The 18,407-nt window shown below is 69.9% G+C and carries 14 protein-coding genes; 8 read left to right on the forward strand and 6 right to left on the reverse strand.

Annotation, left to right across the window (positions count from 1 at the left end; genetic code table 11):
• The first annotated feature begins 6 nt into the window (after nt 1–6).
• The 3 genes from dapF to LPH33_RS10255 all read left to right on the forward strand — a co-directional run bounded on the left by dapF (nt 7) and on the right by LPH33_RS10255 (nt 3,486).
• Nucleotides 7–873 carry a diaminopimelate epimerase gene (dapF, locus tag LPH33_RS10245; protein ID WP_088898215.1) on the forward strand — a complete coding sequence of 289 codons (867 nt, stop codon included), beginning with the start codon at nt 7–9 and terminating at the stop codon, nt 871–873.
• A gap of 106 nt (nt 874–979) precedes the next feature.
• A complete protein-coding gene (gene hflX, locus LPH33_RS10250) occupies nt 980–2,446 on the forward strand; it encodes a GTPase HflX (RefSeq protein ID WP_229567960.1) in 1,467 nt (488 codons plus the stop codon).
• Nucleotides 2,446–3,486, forward strand: a complete 1,041-nt coding sequence (locus LPH33_RS10255; RefSeq protein ID WP_088898214.1) for a hypothetical protein — start codon at nt 2,446–2,448, stop codon at nt 3,484–3,486. The genes hflX and LPH33_RS10255 overlap by 1 nt, the downstream gene beginning before the upstream one ends.
• A 2-nt stretch (nt 3,487–3,488) precedes the next feature.
• Here the strand turns inward: LPH33_RS10255 and LPH33_RS10260 are convergent, their stop codons facing one another.
• The 4 genes from LPH33_RS10260 to LPH33_RS10275 form a co-directional block, all read right to left on the reverse strand.
• On the reverse strand, nt 3,489–3,746 hold the full coding sequence (locus tag LPH33_RS10260) for an HPr family phosphocarrier protein (RefSeq protein ID WP_006551308.1): 258 nt from the start codon (nt 3,744–3,746) through the stop codon (nt 3,489–3,491).
• A 78-nt stretch (nt 3,747–3,824) separates the two neighbouring features.
• Entirely contained in the window at nt 3,825–5,915 is a 2,091-nt protein-coding gene (locus tag LPH33_RS10265) for a PTS fructose transporter subunit IIABC (RefSeq protein ID WP_160875953.1), read from the reverse strand.
• A gap of 8 nt (nt 5,916–5,923) precedes the next feature.
• A complete protein-coding gene (pfkB, locus tag LPH33_RS10270; RefSeq protein WP_145691771.1) occupies nt 5,924–6,913 on the reverse strand; it encodes a 1-phosphofructokinase in 990 nt (329 codons plus the stop codon).
• Nucleotides 6,910–7,677, reverse strand: coding sequence for a DeoR/GlpR family DNA-binding transcription regulator (locus LPH33_RS10275; RefSeq protein ID WP_145691770.1), 768 nt, complete (start codon nt 7,675–7,677; stop codon nt 6,910–6,912). Before LPH33_RS10275 ends, pfkB begins: the two co-directional genes overlap by 4 nt.
• Nucleotides 7,678–7,809: 132 nt before the next feature.
• On the opposite strand from LPH33_RS10275, the gene ptsP reads away from it, so the two are divergent.
• The 3 genes from ptsP to LPH33_RS10290 all read left to right on the forward strand — a co-directional run bounded on the left by ptsP (nt 7,810) and on the right by LPH33_RS10290 (nt 12,169).
• A complete protein-coding gene (gene ptsP / locus LPH33_RS10280; protein WP_229567961.1) occupies nt 7,810–9,477 on the forward strand; it encodes a phosphoenolpyruvate--protein phosphotransferase in 1,668 nt (555 codons plus the stop codon).
• An 85-nt stretch (nt 9,478–9,562) separates the two neighbouring features.
• Nucleotides 9,563–10,855 (forward strand): uracil-xanthine permease family protein, encoded by a 1,293-nt coding sequence (locus LPH33_RS10285; protein WP_229567962.1) that lies wholly within the window; start codon nt 9,563–9,565, stop codon nt 10,853–10,855.
• Nucleotides 10,856–11,026: 171 nt separating this feature from the next.
• Complete coding sequence (locus LPH33_RS10290; protein WP_016692710.1) at nt 11,027–12,169, forward strand: acyl-CoA dehydrogenase family protein; 1,143 nt, start codon at nt 11,027–11,029, stop codon at nt 12,167–12,169.
• 79 nt (nt 12,170–12,248) lie between these two features.
• On the opposite strand, the gene lexA is transcribed toward LPH33_RS10290, so the two are convergent.
• Entirely contained in the window at nt 12,249–12,959 is a 711-nt protein-coding gene (gene lexA / locus LPH33_RS10295) for a transcriptional repressor LexA (protein ID WP_145691767.1), read from the reverse strand.
• Between the two features lie 253 nt (nt 12,960–13,212).
• On the opposite strand from lexA, the gene LPH33_RS10300 reads away from it, so the two are divergent.
• Together LPH33_RS10300 and nrdR are read left to right on the forward strand one after the other, a co-directional pair.
• The gene (locus LPH33_RS10300) at nt 13,213–13,827 is read left to right on the forward strand and encodes a LysM peptidoglycan-binding domain-containing protein (RefSeq protein ID WP_229567963.1); all 615 of its coding nucleotides are present in this window, start codon (nt 13,213–13,215) and stop codon (nt 13,825–13,827) included.
• 193 nt (nt 13,828–14,020) lie between these two features.
• Entirely contained in the window at nt 14,021–14,491 is a 471-nt protein-coding gene (gene nrdR, locus LPH33_RS10305) for a transcriptional regulator NrdR (RefSeq protein WP_059381265.1), read from the forward strand.
• A gap of 12 nt (nt 14,492–14,503) precedes the next feature.
• On the opposite strand, the gene hrpA is transcribed toward nrdR, so the two are convergent.
• Entirely contained in the window at nt 14,504–18,397 is a 3,894-nt protein-coding gene (gene hrpA, locus LPH33_RS10310) for an ATP-dependent RNA helicase HrpA (protein WP_229567964.1), read from the reverse strand.
• Nucleotides 18,398–18,407 lie beyond the last annotated feature (10 nt).

The following is an 18,407-nucleotide window of genomic DNA, read 5'->3' on the forward strand; positions in this document are numbered from 1 at the left end:
GCGCGCATGGAGTTCAGCAAAGGGCACGGAACCGAGAACGACTTCGTGATCCTTCCCGATCCCGACGCGCGCCTGGACCTCGACGCAGGCCGGATCGCCGCCCTGTGCGACCGGCGTCGCGGGCTCGGTGCCGACGGTGTGCTCCGCGTCGCCCGTGCCGGTGCGCTGGTGTCGGCCGGCGTGCTCGGAGAACTGCCCGAGGGCACCGGGGCGGACGACTGGTTCATGGACTACCGCAACGGCGACGGATCCATCGCCGAGATGTGCGGCAACGGTGTGCGGGTGTTCGCGCACTATCTCACCGCGCACGGGCTCGAGAACCGCCGCGAGTTCGTCGTCGGCAGCCGCGCCGGAGGCAAGCCCGTCACGGTGCACGAGACCGGACCTGTCCTCGGCGAGGTGACCGTGGACATGGGGACGGTGCGCACCCTCGGCGAGTCGGCGGCGACCATCGACGGACGGGTCTACCCGGGCATCGGCATCGACGTCGGCAACCCGCACCTCGCGTGCGTGGACCCGCACCTGAACGAGACGAGCCTGGCCGGTCTCGACCTCACCTCGCCCGGCTTCGACCCGGGCTTCTTCCCACACGGCGTCAACATCGAGTTCCTGACCCCCATCGCGGCCGGAACGGTCCACATGCGCGTCCACGAACGCGGCGTGGGGGAGACCCGCTCGTGCGGAACCGGCACGGTCGCCGCGGCCGCTGCGGCCCTGCGCTTCGACGGCGCATCCGAGGGCGCGGTGCGGGTCCGGATCCCGGGCGGCTCGGTCGAGGTGCGGATCGAGGACGGTCACGCCTGGCTACGCGGACCGTCGGTGCTGGTCGCGGTGGGTGAACTCGACGACACCTGGTGGTCGGCGCCGAACTGATCGGCACCGATCGGCCCTGCTGAGGCGCACTCGGGTATGCCCCTGCGCGAATGCGGCGGAAAAACTCGAATGCACCGATTCGGGCTTCGTGACACCATGGAGGTGTATGACGAACACACAGCGCACGCGCCGCGCAACCACAGATGACAGCACTTCGACCGCGTACGACGCATCCGGAGGCTGGACCGCCGAGGATCCGTCCGTCGGCGAGATGCAACTCGAAGACCGTAGCGCGTTGCGGCGTGTGGCCGGTCTGTCCACCGAACTCGAGGACATCACCGAGGTCGAATACCGTCAGCTCCGACTCGAGCGTGTCGTGCTCGTCGGTGTCTGGACGGGCGGAACGGCCGCCCAGGCGGAAGCGAGCCTGGCCGAGTTGGCCGCGCTCGCCGAGACCGCGGGCTCCGAGGTCCTCGAAGGCCTGGTCCAACGTCGCGACCGGCCCGATGCCTCCACCTACATCGGCTCCGGCAAGGCCGACGAACTCCGGGAGATCGTCCTGTCCACCGGCGCCGACACCGTGATCTGCGACGGCGAACTCACCCCCGCCCAGCTCACCGCGCTGGAGAAGGTCGTCAAGGTCAAGGTCATCGACCGGACCGCGCTGATCCTCGACATCTTCGCCCAGCACGCCACCTCGCGAGAGGGCAAGGCACAGGTCTCCCTCGCGCAGATGGAGTACATGCTCCCGCGTCTGCGCGGCTGGGGTGAATCGATGTCGCGGCAGGCCGGTGGCCGTGCCGGCAGCAACGGCGGTGTGGGCCTGCGCGGTCCCGGTGAGACGAAGATCGAGACCGACCGTCGCCGGATCCGTGAGCGGATGGCCAAGCTCCGTCGCGAGATCAAGGCGATGAAGGCCGCGCGCGACACCAAGCGCACCCGGCGTCTGCGCAACAAGATCCCGTCCGTCGCGATCGTGGGATACACCAACGCCGGTAAGTCGAGCCTGCTCAACAAGCTCACCGGCTCCGGTGTCCTGGTGCAGAACGCACTGTTCGCGACCCTCGACCCGACGACCCGCCGGTCGGCGCTGCCCGACGGCCGCGAGTACGTGCTCACCGACACCGTCGGTTTCGTCCGGCACCTCCCGACCCAGCTGGTCGAGGCGTTCCGGTCGACCCTCGAGGAGGTCGCCGACGCCGATGTGCTGCTCCACGTCGTCGACGGCTCCGACCCGATGCCCACCGAGCAGATCAAGGCGGTGCGCGAGGTCGTCACCGAGGTGCTCCGCGAATCGGACGCACCGCCGCCGCCCGAACTGATCGTCGTCAACAAGATCGACGCCGCCGACCCGGTCACCCTGACGCAGTTGCGCAGCGCGATCCCCGGCGCGGTGTTCGTCTCCGCGCACACCGGCGAGGGCGTCGAGGAGCTGCAGACCCAGCTCGCGGGTCTGCTCGAGGATCCCGACGTCGAGGTGAAGCTGCTCCTGCCGTACACCCGCGGTGATCTGCTCGCGCGCATCCATTCGGACGGTCAGATCCTGTCGTCCGAGCACGAGGTGGACGGCACGCGGGTGCACGCGAAGGTGCCGGCCGCGCTGGCGTCGGCATTGGTCGACTTCGCGGCCTGATGCGGGTCGTGCGCCGGGCGGCGCTGCTCGCTGCCGTCGTGGCGTTCGTGCCGGCCCCGAACGCCGGCGCGCAGGACACCGCGATCCCGGCCGCGGATCTGCCGACCGAGATGCTGTGCACTCCCGACGATCCCGCGCTCGCCGAACTGTCCGGCCTCGCGACGATCGGCGACCGGCTGTTCGCGACCCCCGACGCCGGAGAGGACGAACGCATCGTCGAACTCGACGGGGATTGTGCGGTTCTGCAACGGATCCCGTCGCCCGTCGATCCCTACGACGTCGAGGATCTCGCCGCGGGTCCCGACGGCCGGTTGTGGCTCGGCGATCTCGGCGACAACACCCGCGTCCGCGAGACGATCGCGCTCATCTCCCTCGACCCCGACACCGGGCAGGGAGATCTGCACCGGCTGACCTATCCCGACGGTCCCCGCGACGCCGAGACCGTACTCGTCTCCGCGACAGGCGAACCGATCATCGTGACGAAGGCGCTGTTCGGATCGAGCAATGTCTACCGGCCCGCACGCGGACTCACGATCGACGGCCTGCCCGTCCCGGGACCGGCCCCCCTCGAGAAGGTCGGATCGCTGGCACTCGGACCGTCGGACACCCCCGGCGGTCCCGTTCCCGGTGCGTCCTCCTCGATGGTCACCGGCGGTGCGGTCAGCGCCGACGGGACGGTCGCGGCGGTCCGCACCTACACCGACGTCTACCTGTTCCACGTCCCCGACGGCGATCTCGCGTCCGCTCTGGTCGCCGGTCCGCGCTTCCGCGTCCCGATCCCGGACGAACCGCAGGGCGAAGCCGTCGCCTTCACCGCCGACGGTGACCTGGTCACCGCGTCCGAGCGCGGCGCGGCAGGCACGGAGAATCCACCGATCCATATCCGTCGCGGTGCGACCGATCTCTTCGCACCCGCGGACGACGATGCCGCGGACGAGATGTCGTCCGCGGCACTGCCGGTAGTCGGTGCGGGCGTGGCAGCCGGGGTCATCGCGCTCGGGGTCCTCGGACTCGTCGTCCGGCGCCGCGCCCGCGGCTGAGATCAGGCGTCGAGGTCTGCGGCGACCAGTTCCGCGACCTGCGCGAGGACCGCGTCGTCGTCGCACGAGATCGTGACCTGCGTGCCCTTTTCCGCGCCGAGCGTCATGATCATCAGGGCCGAACCGGCGTCGACGGGCTCGCCGCCGTCGACCGCGAGGGTCACCGGGACACCGGCCGCGACCACGGCCTCGGCGATGATTCCTGCGGGACGGGCGTGGAGGCCGATGGACGAACCGACGGCAACCGTGGTGCTGGGCATGTGAATCTCCTTCGTGGTGGGGAAGTGCAGGGCGTCGATCAGGAAGATGTCGCTGTGATCACGAGCGTGCGGCTGTGATCAGGAGTGTGCCGCTACGGGCTCGGGGTTCGTCTCGTCGGCGGCTTCCCGGGCGGGACGGGTGATCGACTTGGCGATACTGACCGCGAGTGCGGCGACCACCGTGCCCGCCGCCAGCGCGATCAGGAACCACACGACGCGGTCCATCGCGAACAGCACGAACAATCCGCCGTGGGGAGCGGTGAGCGTGACACCCGTCGCCATGACGATTCCGCCGGTCACTGCGCCGCCGAGCATCATCGACGGGATCACCCGGAACGGGTCGGCCGCGGCGAACGGGATGGCGCCCTCCGAGATGAACGACGCACCGAGCAGCCATGCAGCCTTGCCGTTCTCGCGTTCGGCCGTGCTGTAGAGACGCGGACGCACCAGCGACGACAGTGCCATGGCGAGCGGCGGCACCATGCCGGCGGCCATGACCGCCGCCATGATCTCGAGCGAACCGGTGTTGGCGACGTCGAGACCCGCGACCGCGAAGGCGTAGGCGGCCTTGTTGACCGGTCCGCCGAGGTCGAAGCACATCATCAGGCCGAGGATCGCGCCGAGCAGCACCGCGGAACCGCCGGACAGACCGTTGAGCCAGTCGGTGAGACCGGTCGTGATCGCGGCCAGCGGGCGACCGAGCAGCAGGAACATGAGCCCACCGACGATCAGACTCGCGAGCAGCGGGATGATCACCACGGGCATCAGGCCGCGCGCCCAGGTGGGCAGCGGGATGCGTCCGACCCACAGGGCCGCGAAGCCGGCGATGATGCCACCGACCAGACCGCCGATGAAACCGGCGCCGACGAAGACGGCCACCGCACCGGCGGTGAAGCCCGGAGCCAGACCCGGACGGTCCGCGATCGCGAAGGCGATGTACCCGGCCAGTGCCGGGACGAGGAACGAGAACGCCAACGAGCCGATCTGGTACAGCACCGCACCGAGATAGGTGCCGAGCCCACCTTCGGGGAGGTTGGTGAGCGTGTTGTCGAGGACGATGTCGGCGGCCGAGTCGGTGATGTCGGGACCGGCGAGCAGGAAGCCGAGGGCAATGAGCAGTCCACCGGCCGCGACGAACGGGATCATGTAGCTCACGCCGGTGAGCAGGATCTGCCGCAGCCGGGTACCCCAGCCGAGGTCGCTGCCGCTCTCCGACTCACCCGCCGCGGCGCCGGAGGTGCCCTCGACGGTGCGTGCGGACGGATCGGTCGCGGCCCGCAGGGCCTCGTCGACCATCGTGTCCGGTTCGTTGATCGCGCGCTTGACGCCCGACGCGATCACGGGCTTGCCGGCGAACCGTTCGCGGCCCTTGACGCCCACGTCGGTGGCGAAGATGACGGCGTCGGCACCGGCGATCACCTCGGCGGGCAGGGGAGTGCTGCCGCTCGATCCCTGCGTCTCCACCCGGACCGTCACGCCCGCGCGTTCACCGGCGGCGGCCAGCGCGTCGGCGGCCATATAGGTGTGCGCGATGCCGGTCGGGCACGCGGTGACCGCGACGATCGTGCGGCCTCCGGGCTGTTCGGCGCTCTGCGGAGGCGCGACCGCCGGCTTCGCGGAGGCTGCCGGTGCCGGCTGTTCCGGCGCTGCGGCCGAGCCGGCAGGAGCGCTGCTCGACGGCGCCGGTCGGGGCGGGAGGACGTCCTCGACCAGCGCGATGACCTCCTCCGCGGACGCGGCCGCGCGCAGCGACGCGACGAAGTCGGGGCGCACGAGTGCACGAGCGAGAGCGGTGAGGAGCTTCATGTGGTCGCCCCCCGCCCCTTCGGGCGCGGCGATGAGGAAGACGAGGTCGGCGGGTCCGTCGGGCGCACCGAAGTCGGCCTTCGGGGACAGTCGGGCGAAACCGAGCGACGGGGTGGTCACCGCTTCGCTGCGCGCGTGCGGGATCGCGATCCCGCCGGGAAGACCGGTGGCGGACTTGGCCTCCCGATCGAGAACGGCCGCGGTGAGTGCGTCGGCGTCGGACGCGCGACCGTTCGCTGCGAGACGCTCGGCGAGCGCGACGATGACGGAGTTCTTGTCGGATCCCAGGTCGGCATCGAGCGAGACGAGTTCCGTGCCGATGATCGAGGAACCGCCTGCGGAGCCGGAGGTGGTGTCGGACATGACGTTCCTTAGGAGTGGGAGGGGAGCGGTCGGGGTCGGCGGTGGACGTCGGTGACGTGCACTCGGGATGGATCGACGGAATCGGGTGTGGGCAAGGCTGTTCCGGGGAGTGCGACGGCCGCGGTCCCGTACGCCACGGCGAGGCGCAGGCACTCGTCGGGTGTGTGACCGGCCTGCTCGGCGAGCAGATATCCGGCGAGCGACGAATCGCCCGCCCCGACCGTGCTGCGGACCGTGACGTCGTCGGCGGTGGCGCGCCACGCGCCGGTGGCGGTGACCAACACTGCGCCTGCACCGCCGAGGGTCGCGAGCACCGCGCCGACACCGCGTTCGACCAGCACGCGTCCTGCGTCGACCACGGCGCCGACGTCCCCCGCGGCGGCACCGGATTCGAGTTCGTGGGCGTCGGCGCCGGTGAGCTGGGCCAGTTCGTCGGAATTCGGCTTGATCACGTCCGGGGCCGCCGCGGGGAACCGCTCGGCGAGGGCGAGCAGTGGCCGCTCGGAGGTGTCGACCGCGATGCGGCATCCGAGGCCGCGCAGTGCACCTACGAGATCGGCATACCACGATTCGGGCACACCGGGAGGAAGAGAACCGGACAGGACGGTCCACGCCGCTCCCTGAGCGCATTCGAGCAGGACGGCGTGGAGCTCGCCCAGCGTGCGTCCGGTGCAGGGGGTTCCGGGTTCGTTGAGCTTGGTGGTGGTGCCGTCGGGTTCGGCGACGGTGATGTTGTTGCGCGTCGGTCCGGAGGTGGGCACGGCCCGATGGGCGATGCCCTGGTCGTCGAGCGCGGCGAGCAGAGGATCGCCGGCGTTGGCCGGGAGCACGGCGACGACCTCGGTCGTCGCGGCGTGCAGCACACGAGCGACGTTGATCCCCTTGCCGCCCGGATCGACGGTGGATCGCTCGGTTCGATGCACCCTCCCGCGCTCGAGAGGGCCCGTCAGCCCGACCGTGCGATCGAGACTGGGGTTGGCCGTGAGCGTGACGATCATGCCGTCACCACCTCGATTCCGTGTTCGATGAGTTGCCGACGGTCGGTGTCGTCGAGGTCGGTGTCGGTCACCAGGACGTCGATCGGTTCGAGCGACGCGAAGCTCAGCAGATTGCGCCGACCGACCTTCGACGAGTCGGCGACCACGACGACGCGGTCGGCGGTACGCACCATCGCGCGCTTGACCGCGGCCTCGTCGGCGTCGGGGGTGGACAGGCCGTGGTCGATGCTGAGGGCATTGGTGCCGATGAACGCCACGTCGACGTGCACCGTCGACAAGGTGGCGAGGACCTCGGCGCCCACCGCGGCCTGCGTGACACCGCGGACACGACCGCCGAGCAGGTGCAGCTGCACGGTGCTCATCGCGGCGAGGCGCGCGGCGATCGGCACCGAGTTGGTGACGACGGTGAGGTCGACCTCGGGCGGCAGCGCTCCGACGATCCTGCCGGTGGTGGTGCCGGCGTCGAAGAGCACGCTTCCGCCGGTGGGCGGGAGGAAGGACGTCGCGGCCGCGGCGATGCGGTCCTTGTGTTCGGCGCGGGTGTGCTCGCGTTCGGAGAGGGCGGGCTCGGCCACCGAGAGCGAGGCGGCCGGGATCGCGCCGCCGTGGACGCGCCGCACGAGGCCCAGGCGTTCGAGGTGCGCGAGGTCGCGGCGCACCGTCTCGGTGGTGACGCCGTACCGGTCGGCGAGCACTGCGACCGATACGCGGCCACGAGCCGCCACCAGCGCTGCGATCGCCTGCTGCCGTTCCTCTGCGTACACCGACACTCCTGAGGGTACCCGATTTGTGGGAAAACAATGTTGGTTTATGTTGTTTTACGCCCGTCTGTGTTGACATGTCAAGGCTTCCGAGTAATCTGAGTCACAACGAACTACTGCGGTGAGGAGATCTCCATGGAGCAGTCGGCGTCCGTCCTGCACGGCACCCCCGTCGTCCCCGGTATCGGATACGGGCCGGTCATCCGTCCCGTCGCGCGTCCTGTGGTCCCGGCCCAGGGCACCTCGATCCCCGACACGGCGCGCGAGGCCGAGGTGGGCCGATTCGAGGACGCCGCGAAGGTCGTGGCCGAGCGACTGCGGGCCCGCGCCTCGCGTGCATCGGGCGCCGCGGCAGAAGTGCTCCAGGCCACCGCTGTGCTGGTCGAGGACCGCGCCTGGCGCGGAGCGGCCGCGACGAAGATCCGCTCCGGCACCGATGCGGTCGGCGCCACCGTCGCCGCCACCGACCAGTTCGCGGCCCTGTTCGAGAAGATGGGCGGACTGCAGGCCGAGCGGGTCACCGACCTGCTCGACATCCGCGACCGCGTGATCGCCGAACTGCAGGGCGCCCCCGAACCCGGGCTCGAGATGCCCGACACGCCGTCCGTGCTCCTCGCGACCGATCTCGCACCCGCCGACACCGCCGGGCTCGACCCGTCCGTGGTCGTCGCGCTGGCCACCTCCCTCGGAGGACCCACCAGCCACACCGCGATCATCGCGCGCCAGCTCGGCATCCCGTGCGTCGTCGCGGTGGCCGGCCTCGACGACGTCCCGGCCGGCACCGAGGTGCTGGTCGACGGCGCGACGGGCCGGATCGTGCTCTCCCCGGACAGTGGCGAGGCCGCGGCCGAGGTCGAACGCGACCGCGTCGAGCGCGAGCGGGTGGCGGGGTGGTCCGGTCCCGGCGCCACCGCCGACGGTCACCCGGTCGAGATCCTCGCCAATGTGCAGGACGGATCCGGTGCCGTCGCGGCGCGCCGGACGCCGGCGCAGGGCGTCGGTCTGTTCCGCACCGAACTGTGCTTCCTCGACCGCGACACCGAACCGACGGTGGACGAGCAGACCGACATCTATGCGGAGGTCTTCGAGGCGTTCGAAGGGCGGAAGGTCGTCCTGCGGACCCTCGACGCCGGCTCCGACAAGCCCCTCCGGTTCGCCAACCACCCCGACGAGCACAATCCCGCCCTCGGAGTCCGCGGTATCCGCATCACGACCACGGCGCCGGGAGTCCTCGATCGCCAGCTCGACGCGGTGGCCGCGGCCGCCGCGCGTACCGGCGCCACGCCGTGGGTCATGGCGCCGATGGTGGCGACCGTTTCGGAGGCCGCCGATTTCGCCGCGCGCGTACGCGAGCGCGGACTGTCACCGGGCGTCATGATCGAGGTTCCGTCCGCCGCCCTGCGCGCCGACCGATTGCTCGAACACCTGGACTTCCTGTCGATCGGCACCAACGACCTCGCCCAGTACACGATGGCGGCCGACCGGATGTCGCCGCAGCTTGCCGCACTCACCGACCCGTGGCAGCCCGCGGTGCTCGCGCTCGTGGCCCGCGCGGCACAGGCCGGGGCGGCCGCGGGCAAGCCGGTGGGGGTGTGCGGCGAGGCGGCGGCCGACCCGCTCCTCGCCTGCGTCCTGACCGGAATGGGCGTGACCTCCCTGTCGTGCGCCGCCTCGGCGGTGACGGGTGTCGGGGCCCGGCTCGCCTCGGTCCCGATGGACCGTTGCCGCGAGGCGGCCGAGGCGGTCCTCGCGAGCGACGACCCCGTCGCGGCACGGGCCGCGGCAGCGAAACTGCTGGACTGAACGGCAAGGCCGGGACGGCCGGTTCCACGCGGCCGGGACGGCCTGTTCCACGCGCCCGAGGCTGCCGGTTCTACGATGACCTGTCGTGACCGAACGAGCGAACACGACCGGACGCACGACCACACGCCGCGGCTGGACCCTGCACGGCGACGGGCGTCGTATCAATCCCGGTGCGGTGGTCGCACCGCACGAGCGACTGTCGTGGCCGCGCACCATCGGCATCGGGATGCAGCACGTCATCGCGATGTTCGGCGCCACCCTGCTCGTGCCGACGATCACCGGCTTCCCCGTCACGACGACGCTGCTCTTCTCCGGTATCGGCACCGCGCTGTTCCTGATCATCACGCGCGGCCGGGTGCCCAGCTATCTCGGTTCGTCGTTCGCGTTCATCGCGCCGCTCAGCGCGTCGGCCGGGTCCGGTCCGGCAGCGCAGCTCGGCGGAATCGTCGCCGTCGGCATCGTGCTCGTGCTCATCGGTCTGATCGTCAAGGCGGCGGGTTCGCGCATCATCGACGCGGTCATGCCGCCGGTGGTCACCGGGGCGATCGTCGCCCTCATCGGCCTCAATCTCGCACCGACCGCCACCGGCTCGTTCGAAGCCCAACCGCTCGTCGCCACGATCACGCTCGTGGTCACGTTGCTCGTGACAGTGGTCGGCCCGGGCATGCTCGGCCGCCTCGGCATCCTCGTCGGTGTGATCGTCGGATGGATCTTCGCGGCGTTCACCGGGGCGATCGCGTCGGAACGCATCGACGCCATGCGGGACGCCGCCTGGTTCGGTCTGCCCGACCTGCGCGCCCCCACCTTCGAACTGTCGGTCGTGCTGCTGGCGCTGCCCGTCGTCGTCGTGCTGGTCGCGGAAAACGTCGGCCACGTCAAGGCGGTCGCCGCGATGACCGGCCGGAACCTCGACGACATGGCCGGCAACGCGCTCATCGCCGACGGCCTCGCGACCACCCTCGCCGGTGCGGGCGGCGGCTCGGGCACCACCACCTACGCCGAGAACATCGGCGTCATGGCGGCGACCCGCGTGTACTCGACCGCTGCATACGCCGTCGCGGCGGTCACCGCCGTCGTGCTGGCCTTCTCGCCGAAGTTCGGTGCGCTGGTGTTCACCGTGCCCGACGGTGTCCTCGGTGGCGCGACCCTCGTGCTCTACGGCCTGATCGGCATCCTCGGCGTCCGCATCTGGACGGAGGCGAAGGTCGACTTCACGGATCCGGTCAACCTCACGGTCGCAGCCGCGGCGCTCGTCGCCGGCATCGGCGACCTGACCCTGTCGATCGGCTCGGTCGAACTCGGCGGTATCGCCTGGGGGTCGATCGGCATCCTCGTCGCGCACCCGCTGCTGCGCAGACTCGCCGATCTGCGCCGCTGACCGGCGCCCGGCGCGACGGCAGACACCGACCCGTGCCCGCGGGCCGTGGGATACCGACGGGCGCCCGCCGGGGTCGTCCGGGTCACAAAATGCGCTCGGTTGTGTCAGCGTCACCGCGCGCTCGGCTGCATACCGTGAGTATGTCGAACGACGTCTCACACAGGAGCGCAGATGGAACGCACCCTTTTCGAGCCCGAGCACGACCTCTTCCGGGAGTCGTACCGGAAGTTCCTCGAACAGGAGGTGGCCCCCTTCCACGAGCAGTGGGAGAAGGACAAGATCGTCGACCGTGAGGTGTGGAAGAAGGCCGGCGCGCAGGGCTTCCTCGGCATGGCGGTGCCGGAGGAGTACGGCGGCGGTGGCATGGACGACTTCCGTTACAACGCCATCATGGCCGAGGAGACCACCAAGCTGGGCTTCAGCGGTCTGGGCTTCATGCTGCACAACGATGTCGTCGCTCCCTACCTGCTCGAGCTCGCGAACGAGGAGCAGAAGAAGCGCTGGCTTCCGGGCTTCTGTTCGGGTGAGCTGATCACAGCCATCGCGATGACCGAGCCCGGCACCGGCAGCGACCTGCAGGGCATCAAGACCCGCGCGGTGCGCGACGGTGACGACTGGGTCCTCAACGGCGCCAAGACGTTCATCACCAACGGCATCCACTCCGACCTGGTGATCGTCGTCGCCTGCACCGACCCGGAGAAGGGCGCCCAGGGCTTCTCGCTGCTCGTCGTCGAGCGCGGCATGCCGGGCTTCGAGCGGGGACGCAACCTCGACAAGATCGGCCTCGACGCGCAGGACACGGCGGAGCTCAGCTTCAACGACGTCCGCGTCCCGGCGGCCAATCTCCTCGGTCAGGAGGGCATGGGCTTCATCTACCTGATGCAGAACCTGCCGCAGGAGCGCCTGGCGATCGCGGTCGTCGCCGCGGCTGCGATGGAGCGCGTGCTCGACGACACGATCCAGTACTGCCGCGACCGCAAGGCCTTCGGCAAGCCGATCGGCAAGTTCCAGAACACCCGCTTCGAGCTCGCCGAGCTCGCCACCGAGACCCAGCTCGCCCGGGTGTTCGTGGACCGGTGCATCGAGCTGCTCAACGAGAAGAAGCTCACCGTCCAGGAAGCCGCGATGGCCAAGTACTGGACCACCGACAAGCAGGTCGAGCTGATCGACCGCTGCCTGCAGCTGCACGGCGGCTACGGCTACATGCGCGAGTACCCGGTCGCCAAGGCGTACCTCGACGCCCGCGTGCAGAAGATCTACGGCGGCACGAACGAGATCATGAAGGAAGTCATCGGGCGCGGCCTCAACGTCTGAGGCACGTACGAGAAAGGCCGGGGTGGCTCCGCTCAGCGGAGCCACCCCGGCCTCGTTCCTCTCCGGGTGCACCCGGGAATCAGATCTTGCGGACGACCGTGACGACCTTGCCGAGAATGACGGCGTCGTTGCCCGGGATCGGTTCGAACATCGGGTTGTGCGGCATGAGCCAGACGTCGCCGTCGACCCGCTTGAACGTCTTGACGGTGGCCTCGCCGTCGAGCATCGCGGCGACGATGTCGCCGTTGTCGGCGACGTTCTGCTGCCGGACGACCACCCAGTCGCCGTCGCAGATGGCCGCATCGATCATCGACTGGCCGACGACCTTGAGCAGGAACAGCGAGCCCTGACCGACGAGTTCGCGCGGCAGCGGGAAGACGTCCTCGACCGATTCCTCGGCCAGGATCGGGCCACCGGCCGCGATCCGACCGACGACGGGAACCATTGCCGCCGAAGGAATGTCGTCGGTCGACGAGCCGGCGACCACCTCGGGGGAGGACTCGGCTGCGGGGGTGGGCTCGAGACCGCGGACGTCCACGGCACGCGGACGGTTCGGATCGCGGCGCAGGAAGCCCTTCCGTTCGAGGGTGCGCAGCTGGTGCGCGACGGAGGACGTGGAGTTGAGCCCGACGGCGTCGCCGATCTCGCGGATGCTCGGTGGGTACCCCCGTTCGCTGACGGAATCGCGGATGACCTCGAGCACACGACGCTGACGCTCGGTGAGGCTCGCGGTGGGATCGTCGGTCGTGGGTCCGCCCCGGCGGGCTGTGGATGTTCCGTCCGCCTTCATCGTGACCTCCGTGCGGCGAGTGTCGGATGGGTTGCAAGTTGCCTTTCGAATCTATCGAGATCCCGCGCGTATATCAAACAGATGTTCGAGATTCACCCTCCGAGGAGCTGTCGTCGGGGTGCGACTCGTGGTAGAACATTCGAACAGACTTTCGTTCGAACACATGAGCGACTGATCGAACGGGGTCGTGAGACCACGCACAGCGACACGGACGGGGTCGGAAGACCACGCACAGCGACACGGAGGATTTCCGATGAGCAGAGCGGTTCGGATCGACACGGCGGTTCCGGTGGGTACGGCGCGACAGGGCGCTGTGGCCCGAACCGGTGCCTCAGTCCGGACGAGCACGGCAGGACGGACCGTCACGGGCCCGCCCGGAGCAGGTGCACCCGGGGCGGCGGCGTATCGCATCCGGCCGATCGCGACGTCGACGCTGCATCATCGCACCCGTGTCCCGGCGCGGACGAGACCGCGCGTCGCCGCGCCCACGCGCGAATATCGCGAATATGTCGCCGCACCCTCGCGCGAACCCCTGCACCGTCGCTCGGAGATCACGCCGCGCAGTCGCCGGCCTGCGGAGGGGACGAGTTGGCGGCAGATGGCCGCGACGGTGCTCCTCACCGCGCTCGCGACGACGATGCTCCTCGTGCTCGCCCACGTGCGTACCGATGAGGTGATCTCGCAGGGCGCCGGCACCACGGTCACGGTCGTACGCGAGGGGGAGGGCCTGGAGGCGTTGGCCGCTCGCGTGTGGCCCGATGCTCCGGTCGACGTCACGGTGGCGAGGATCGCCGACCTCAACTCGCTCGACGGTACGGCCGTGCAGGCCGGAAGCCGTCTCCTCGTGCCGGATTCCTCCCGGGGATGAGGGTGTCGTGGCCCTGCCCGACCCGCGATCCGCGCCCGAACCGGACAGGCGGGTATTGTCTAACACTGTCAGTCACACCACTCCGTGTGGTTGCGGCGGTGTCGGCCCACTCGCGGGTGGAGACGGTTCCGGTCGGGAGACATTGCTTCGGCGCCGACGTCGCGACCCGCACGGGCACGACGAAGGAACCGACATGTACTGCCCGTATTGCCGCCACCCCGATTCCCGGGTGGTCGATTCGCGCGAGGCAGACGAGGGTGCCGCGATCCGTCGTCGGCGGGCGTGTCCCGAATGCGGGCGCCGCTTCACCACAGTCGAGACGGCCGTGCTGTCCGTCGTCAAGCGCAGCGGCGTGACCGAGCCGTTCAGCCGCGAGAAGGTCGTGCGCGGCGTGGCCCGTGCCTGCCAGGGACGCGATGTCGACAACGATGCGCTCAACAAGCTCGCGCAGCAGGTCGAGGACGCGGTGCGGGCGAAGGGATCCCCCGAGGTCCCGAGCCACGAGGTGGGACTGGCGATCCTCGGGCCCCTGCGCGATCTCGACGAGGTCGCCTATCTGCGATTCGCCTCGGTCTACCGTTCCTTCAGTTCCGCAGAGGATTTCGAACGCGAGATCCAGGAACTGCGCGAGCACAAGAAGTCCCGCTCGGACGCGACCGACTGACGGTTTCGGTCGCTACCGGATCGCGTCGATCGCCTTCAGGACGCGCTTCTCCGACACCGGGATCCGCGTCCCGAGACCCTGCGCGAACAGGCTCACGCGCAATTCCTCGATCATCCAGTAGATCTCGACCACCTCGGGTGCGGCACGTCGCTCCTCCGGCAGTCGTGCGAGCAGCTTGTCGTAGGCGCCGTAGACGCGATCGAGCACATCCATTCCCGCCGCGTCGCGATGCGCACTTGCCGGCAACGCCTCCAGGCGCTGCGCGGCCGCGGTGAGGTAGCGCGGCAGGTCGGCGATCCGCCGCGATCCGAGGTCGGTGACGAAGCCGGGGAACAGCAACGACTGCAGCTGTTCGCGTACGTCGTCGGCAGCCTCGCCGTTCGACCGATCGAGGAGCACACCCGCCTCGTGGGCGCGGGACAGCACGGGCACAACCGCTTTCAACAGACGGGCCACGCGCCCCGGCAGATGTGAGCGCACCGTGGCCGCGAGCGCCTCGAACTCCTCGGGTGTGCGCACGGGAGCTCCGTGCGCGGCGATGAGTTCGTCCACCGCGCAGGCACGGCAGTCCTCGATCAGCGCTTCGAACGATCCGTCCGGGTTCCGCCCGAGCGCGAGTCGCTCCATGTTGGTCAGTCCCGAGGTCACGGCCTTCGCCTTCGTCGGTGCCGACGACAGAAGCAGGGCACGCAACCCCTGACGCGTCGCGTTCTGCTGGGCCTGCGGTGTGCTGAGCACGCGCACCGCGACGCCGTCCTTCTCCGCAACCAGGGCGGGATAACCGGTGACCTTCCGGCCGCCGACCTCACGGGTGACGGTCTCCGGCAGGTTCCCGAGGGTCTCGGCCGTCCACACCACCGCCGCGGGACGTTCGGTGCCCGCAGCGGCGCGCGAGACCTCCGCTTCGACCCGCGGAGCCAGCTTCTTCCGCAGCGCCGCCAGACTCTTGCTGCGGCCCAGCACGGTGCCGCGTTCGTCGACCGCCGCGAAGGTCATCCGCAGATGGTCGGGCAACGCACCGGTATCGAAGTCCGAGGGCTCGATCGTGCACCGGCCGAGCCGCGACAGCTCGCGGGCCATCGCGTTGACGAGCGGTTCGGAGCGCGGCGTCACCGACGCGAGGGCGGCCGCCGCGAAATCGGGAGCCGGGACGACCTGCCTCCGAAGGTGTTTCGGCAGGGTCTTGATGAGGGCCGTCACCAGCTCGGTCCGCATCCCGGGTACGAGCCAGTCGAAACCGACGGACTTGAGGTTCGCGAGCAGCGCGACGGGGACGCGTGCGGTGACGCCGTCCTCCTCCGTGCCCGGCTCGAACTGGTAGGTGAGGGGGAACTGGATCTCGCCCTGACGCCACGCATCCGGGTAGTCGCCCTCGAGCACCGACGCGGCGTCCTGGTTCACCACGGTGTCCGGCGTGAACGTCAGCAGGTCGGGTTGCTGCTTCCGGGTCTTCTTCCACCACGTGTCGAAGTGCCGGGCCGAGATCGCCTCCGGGCCCACCCGCTGGTCGTAGAAGTCGAACAGGGTCTCGTCATCGACGACGATGTCGCGCCGGCGCGCACGGTGTTCGAGTTCCTCGACGTCCTCGAGCAGCGCCCGGTTGTCGTGGAAGAACTTGTGCTGCGTGCGCCATTCGCCCTGCACGAGGGCGTGGCGGATGAACAGCTCTCGCGAGACCTCCGGATCGATCCGTCCGTACGGCACGGGACGCTGGGCGATCAGCGGGATGCCGTAGAGCGTGACGCGTTCGTAGGCCATCGCCGACTCTCGGCGCGTCGACCAGTGCGGCTCCGAGTAGGTGCGCTTGACCAGGTGCGGAGCGAGCTTCTCGACCCATTCGGGTTCGATGCGCGCGGCCGTCCGCGCCCACAGCCGTGAGGTCTCCACGAGTTCGGCCGCCATGACCCAGCGCGGAGGCTTCTTGAACAACGACGATCCGGGGAAGATCGCGAACCGTGCGCCGCGGGCACCGAGGAAGTCGCGCTTGTCGCCCTCGCGAAGACCGATGTGCGACAGCAGGCCTGCGAGCAGCGACTTGTGGACGTCGTCGGGATTCACGTCGCGGTGGTGCGTCTGCCAGCCCATGTCGACCGTGATCTGACGGAGCTGCCCCTGCAGGTCCTGCCACTCACGGATCCGCAGCCAGTGCAGGAACTCGTCGCGGCACAACCTGCGGAACCTGCTCGACGACAGTTCCCGCCGTTGTTCCTTCAGGTAGTCCCACAGCCGCAGGAAGGCCAGGAAGTCCGAGCCCTCGACGGCGAACCGGGCGTGCTTCTCGTCGGCGGCCTGCTGGAACTCGGTCGGGCGTTCGCGCACGTCCTGGATCGACAGGGCCGCGACGATGATGAGCACCTCGCGCAGGCATCCGTTGCGGTGGCCTTCGACGATCATGCGGGCCATGCGCGGATCGACGGGCAGCCGGGCGACCTCGCGACCCGTCGCGGTCAGGCGCGGCGTCTCGCCCTTCTTCGCGGGTTCGAGCGCGCCGAGCTCCTCGAGCAGAGCGATGCCGTCGCGGATCGCGCGGGGATCCGGGGCCTCCACGAACGGGAACGCCTCGATGTCGCCGAGACCGAGCGCGGTCATCTGCAACACCACCGACGCGAGGTTGGTGCGCAGGATCTCGGGTTCGGTGAACTCCGGCCTGCCGTCGAAGTCGTCCTCCGAGTACAGACGGATGCAGATGCCGTCGGCGACACGACCGCAGCGCCCGGCGCGCTGCCGCGCCGAGGCCTGCGAGATCGGCTCGATCGGCAGTCGCTGCACCTTCGTCCGCACCGAGTACCGTGAGATACGGGCGGTGCCGGGGTCGACGACGTAGCGGATGCCGGGAACCGTCAGGGACGTCTCGGCGACGTTGGTGGACAACACGACCCGCCGACCCGTGTGCGGTGCGAAGACCCGGTGCTGTTCGGCCGCCGACAGGCGTCCGTAGAGCGGGAGGATCTCGGTGTTGCGGAGCTTACGGTCGCGCAGTGCGTCGGCGGTGTCGCGGATCTCGCGTTCGCCGGAGAGGAAGACCAGGATGTCGCCGTCGCCCTCGCGCTGGAGTTCCTCGACGGCCTCGCACACGGCGTCGACGGGGTCGCGGTCGACGAGCGTGTCGCCCACCTCGACGGTCAGCGGCCGGTAACGCACCTCGACGGGATAGGTGCGGCCGGAGACCTCGACGATGGGGGCGGGCGTGCCGTTCGCGTCGGCGAAGTGGCGCGCGAAACGTTCGGGGTCGATCGTCGCCGAGGTGATGATCACCTTCAGGTCGGGACGACGCGGAAGCAGCTGCGCGAGGTAGCCGAGCAGGAAGTCGATGTTGAGGCTGCGTTCGTGCGCCTCGTCGATGATGAGCGTGTCGTACCGGCGCAGCAGCCGGTCGCGCTGGATCTCGGCGAGGAGGATGCCGTCGGTCATCAGCTTGACGAGTGTCGACTCGGTGACCTGATCGTTGAACCGCACCGTGTATCCGACGGCGTCGCCGAGCTCGGTGTCCAGTTCGTCCGCGAGTCGCTCGGCGACGGCGCGCGCGGCGATACGGCGCGGCTGGGTGTGGCCGATCAGGCCGCGAACTCCACGCCCGAGTTCGAGACAGATCTTCGGGATCTGCGTCGTCTTGCCCGAACCGGTCTCACCGGCGACCACCACGACCTGGTGGTCGCGGATCGCGGCGGCGATGTCGTCCTTGCGCTGCGAGACCGGCAGATCCTCGGGATAGCGGATCTGCGGGACCGACGACGCGCGGGACGCGAGCCGGGTGCGGGCGTTCTCGATCTCGGAGGCGACCTCGGTCAGCGCCTCGCCGCCCCGCGCCCGGTCGAGCCTGCGACGGAGGCGTTTCTCGTCGCGGAGGGAGACCTCGGACAGGGCAGCGCGCAGTTCGCGACGATTCGGGGCGGGGGAGATGGACATGCTGATCACA

The organism is Rhodococcus sp. RDE2 (genome assembly GCF_020885655.1).
Lineage (GTDB): Bacteria > Actinomycetota > Actinomycetes > Mycobacteriales > Mycobacteriaceae > Rhodococcus > Rhodococcus pyridinivorans.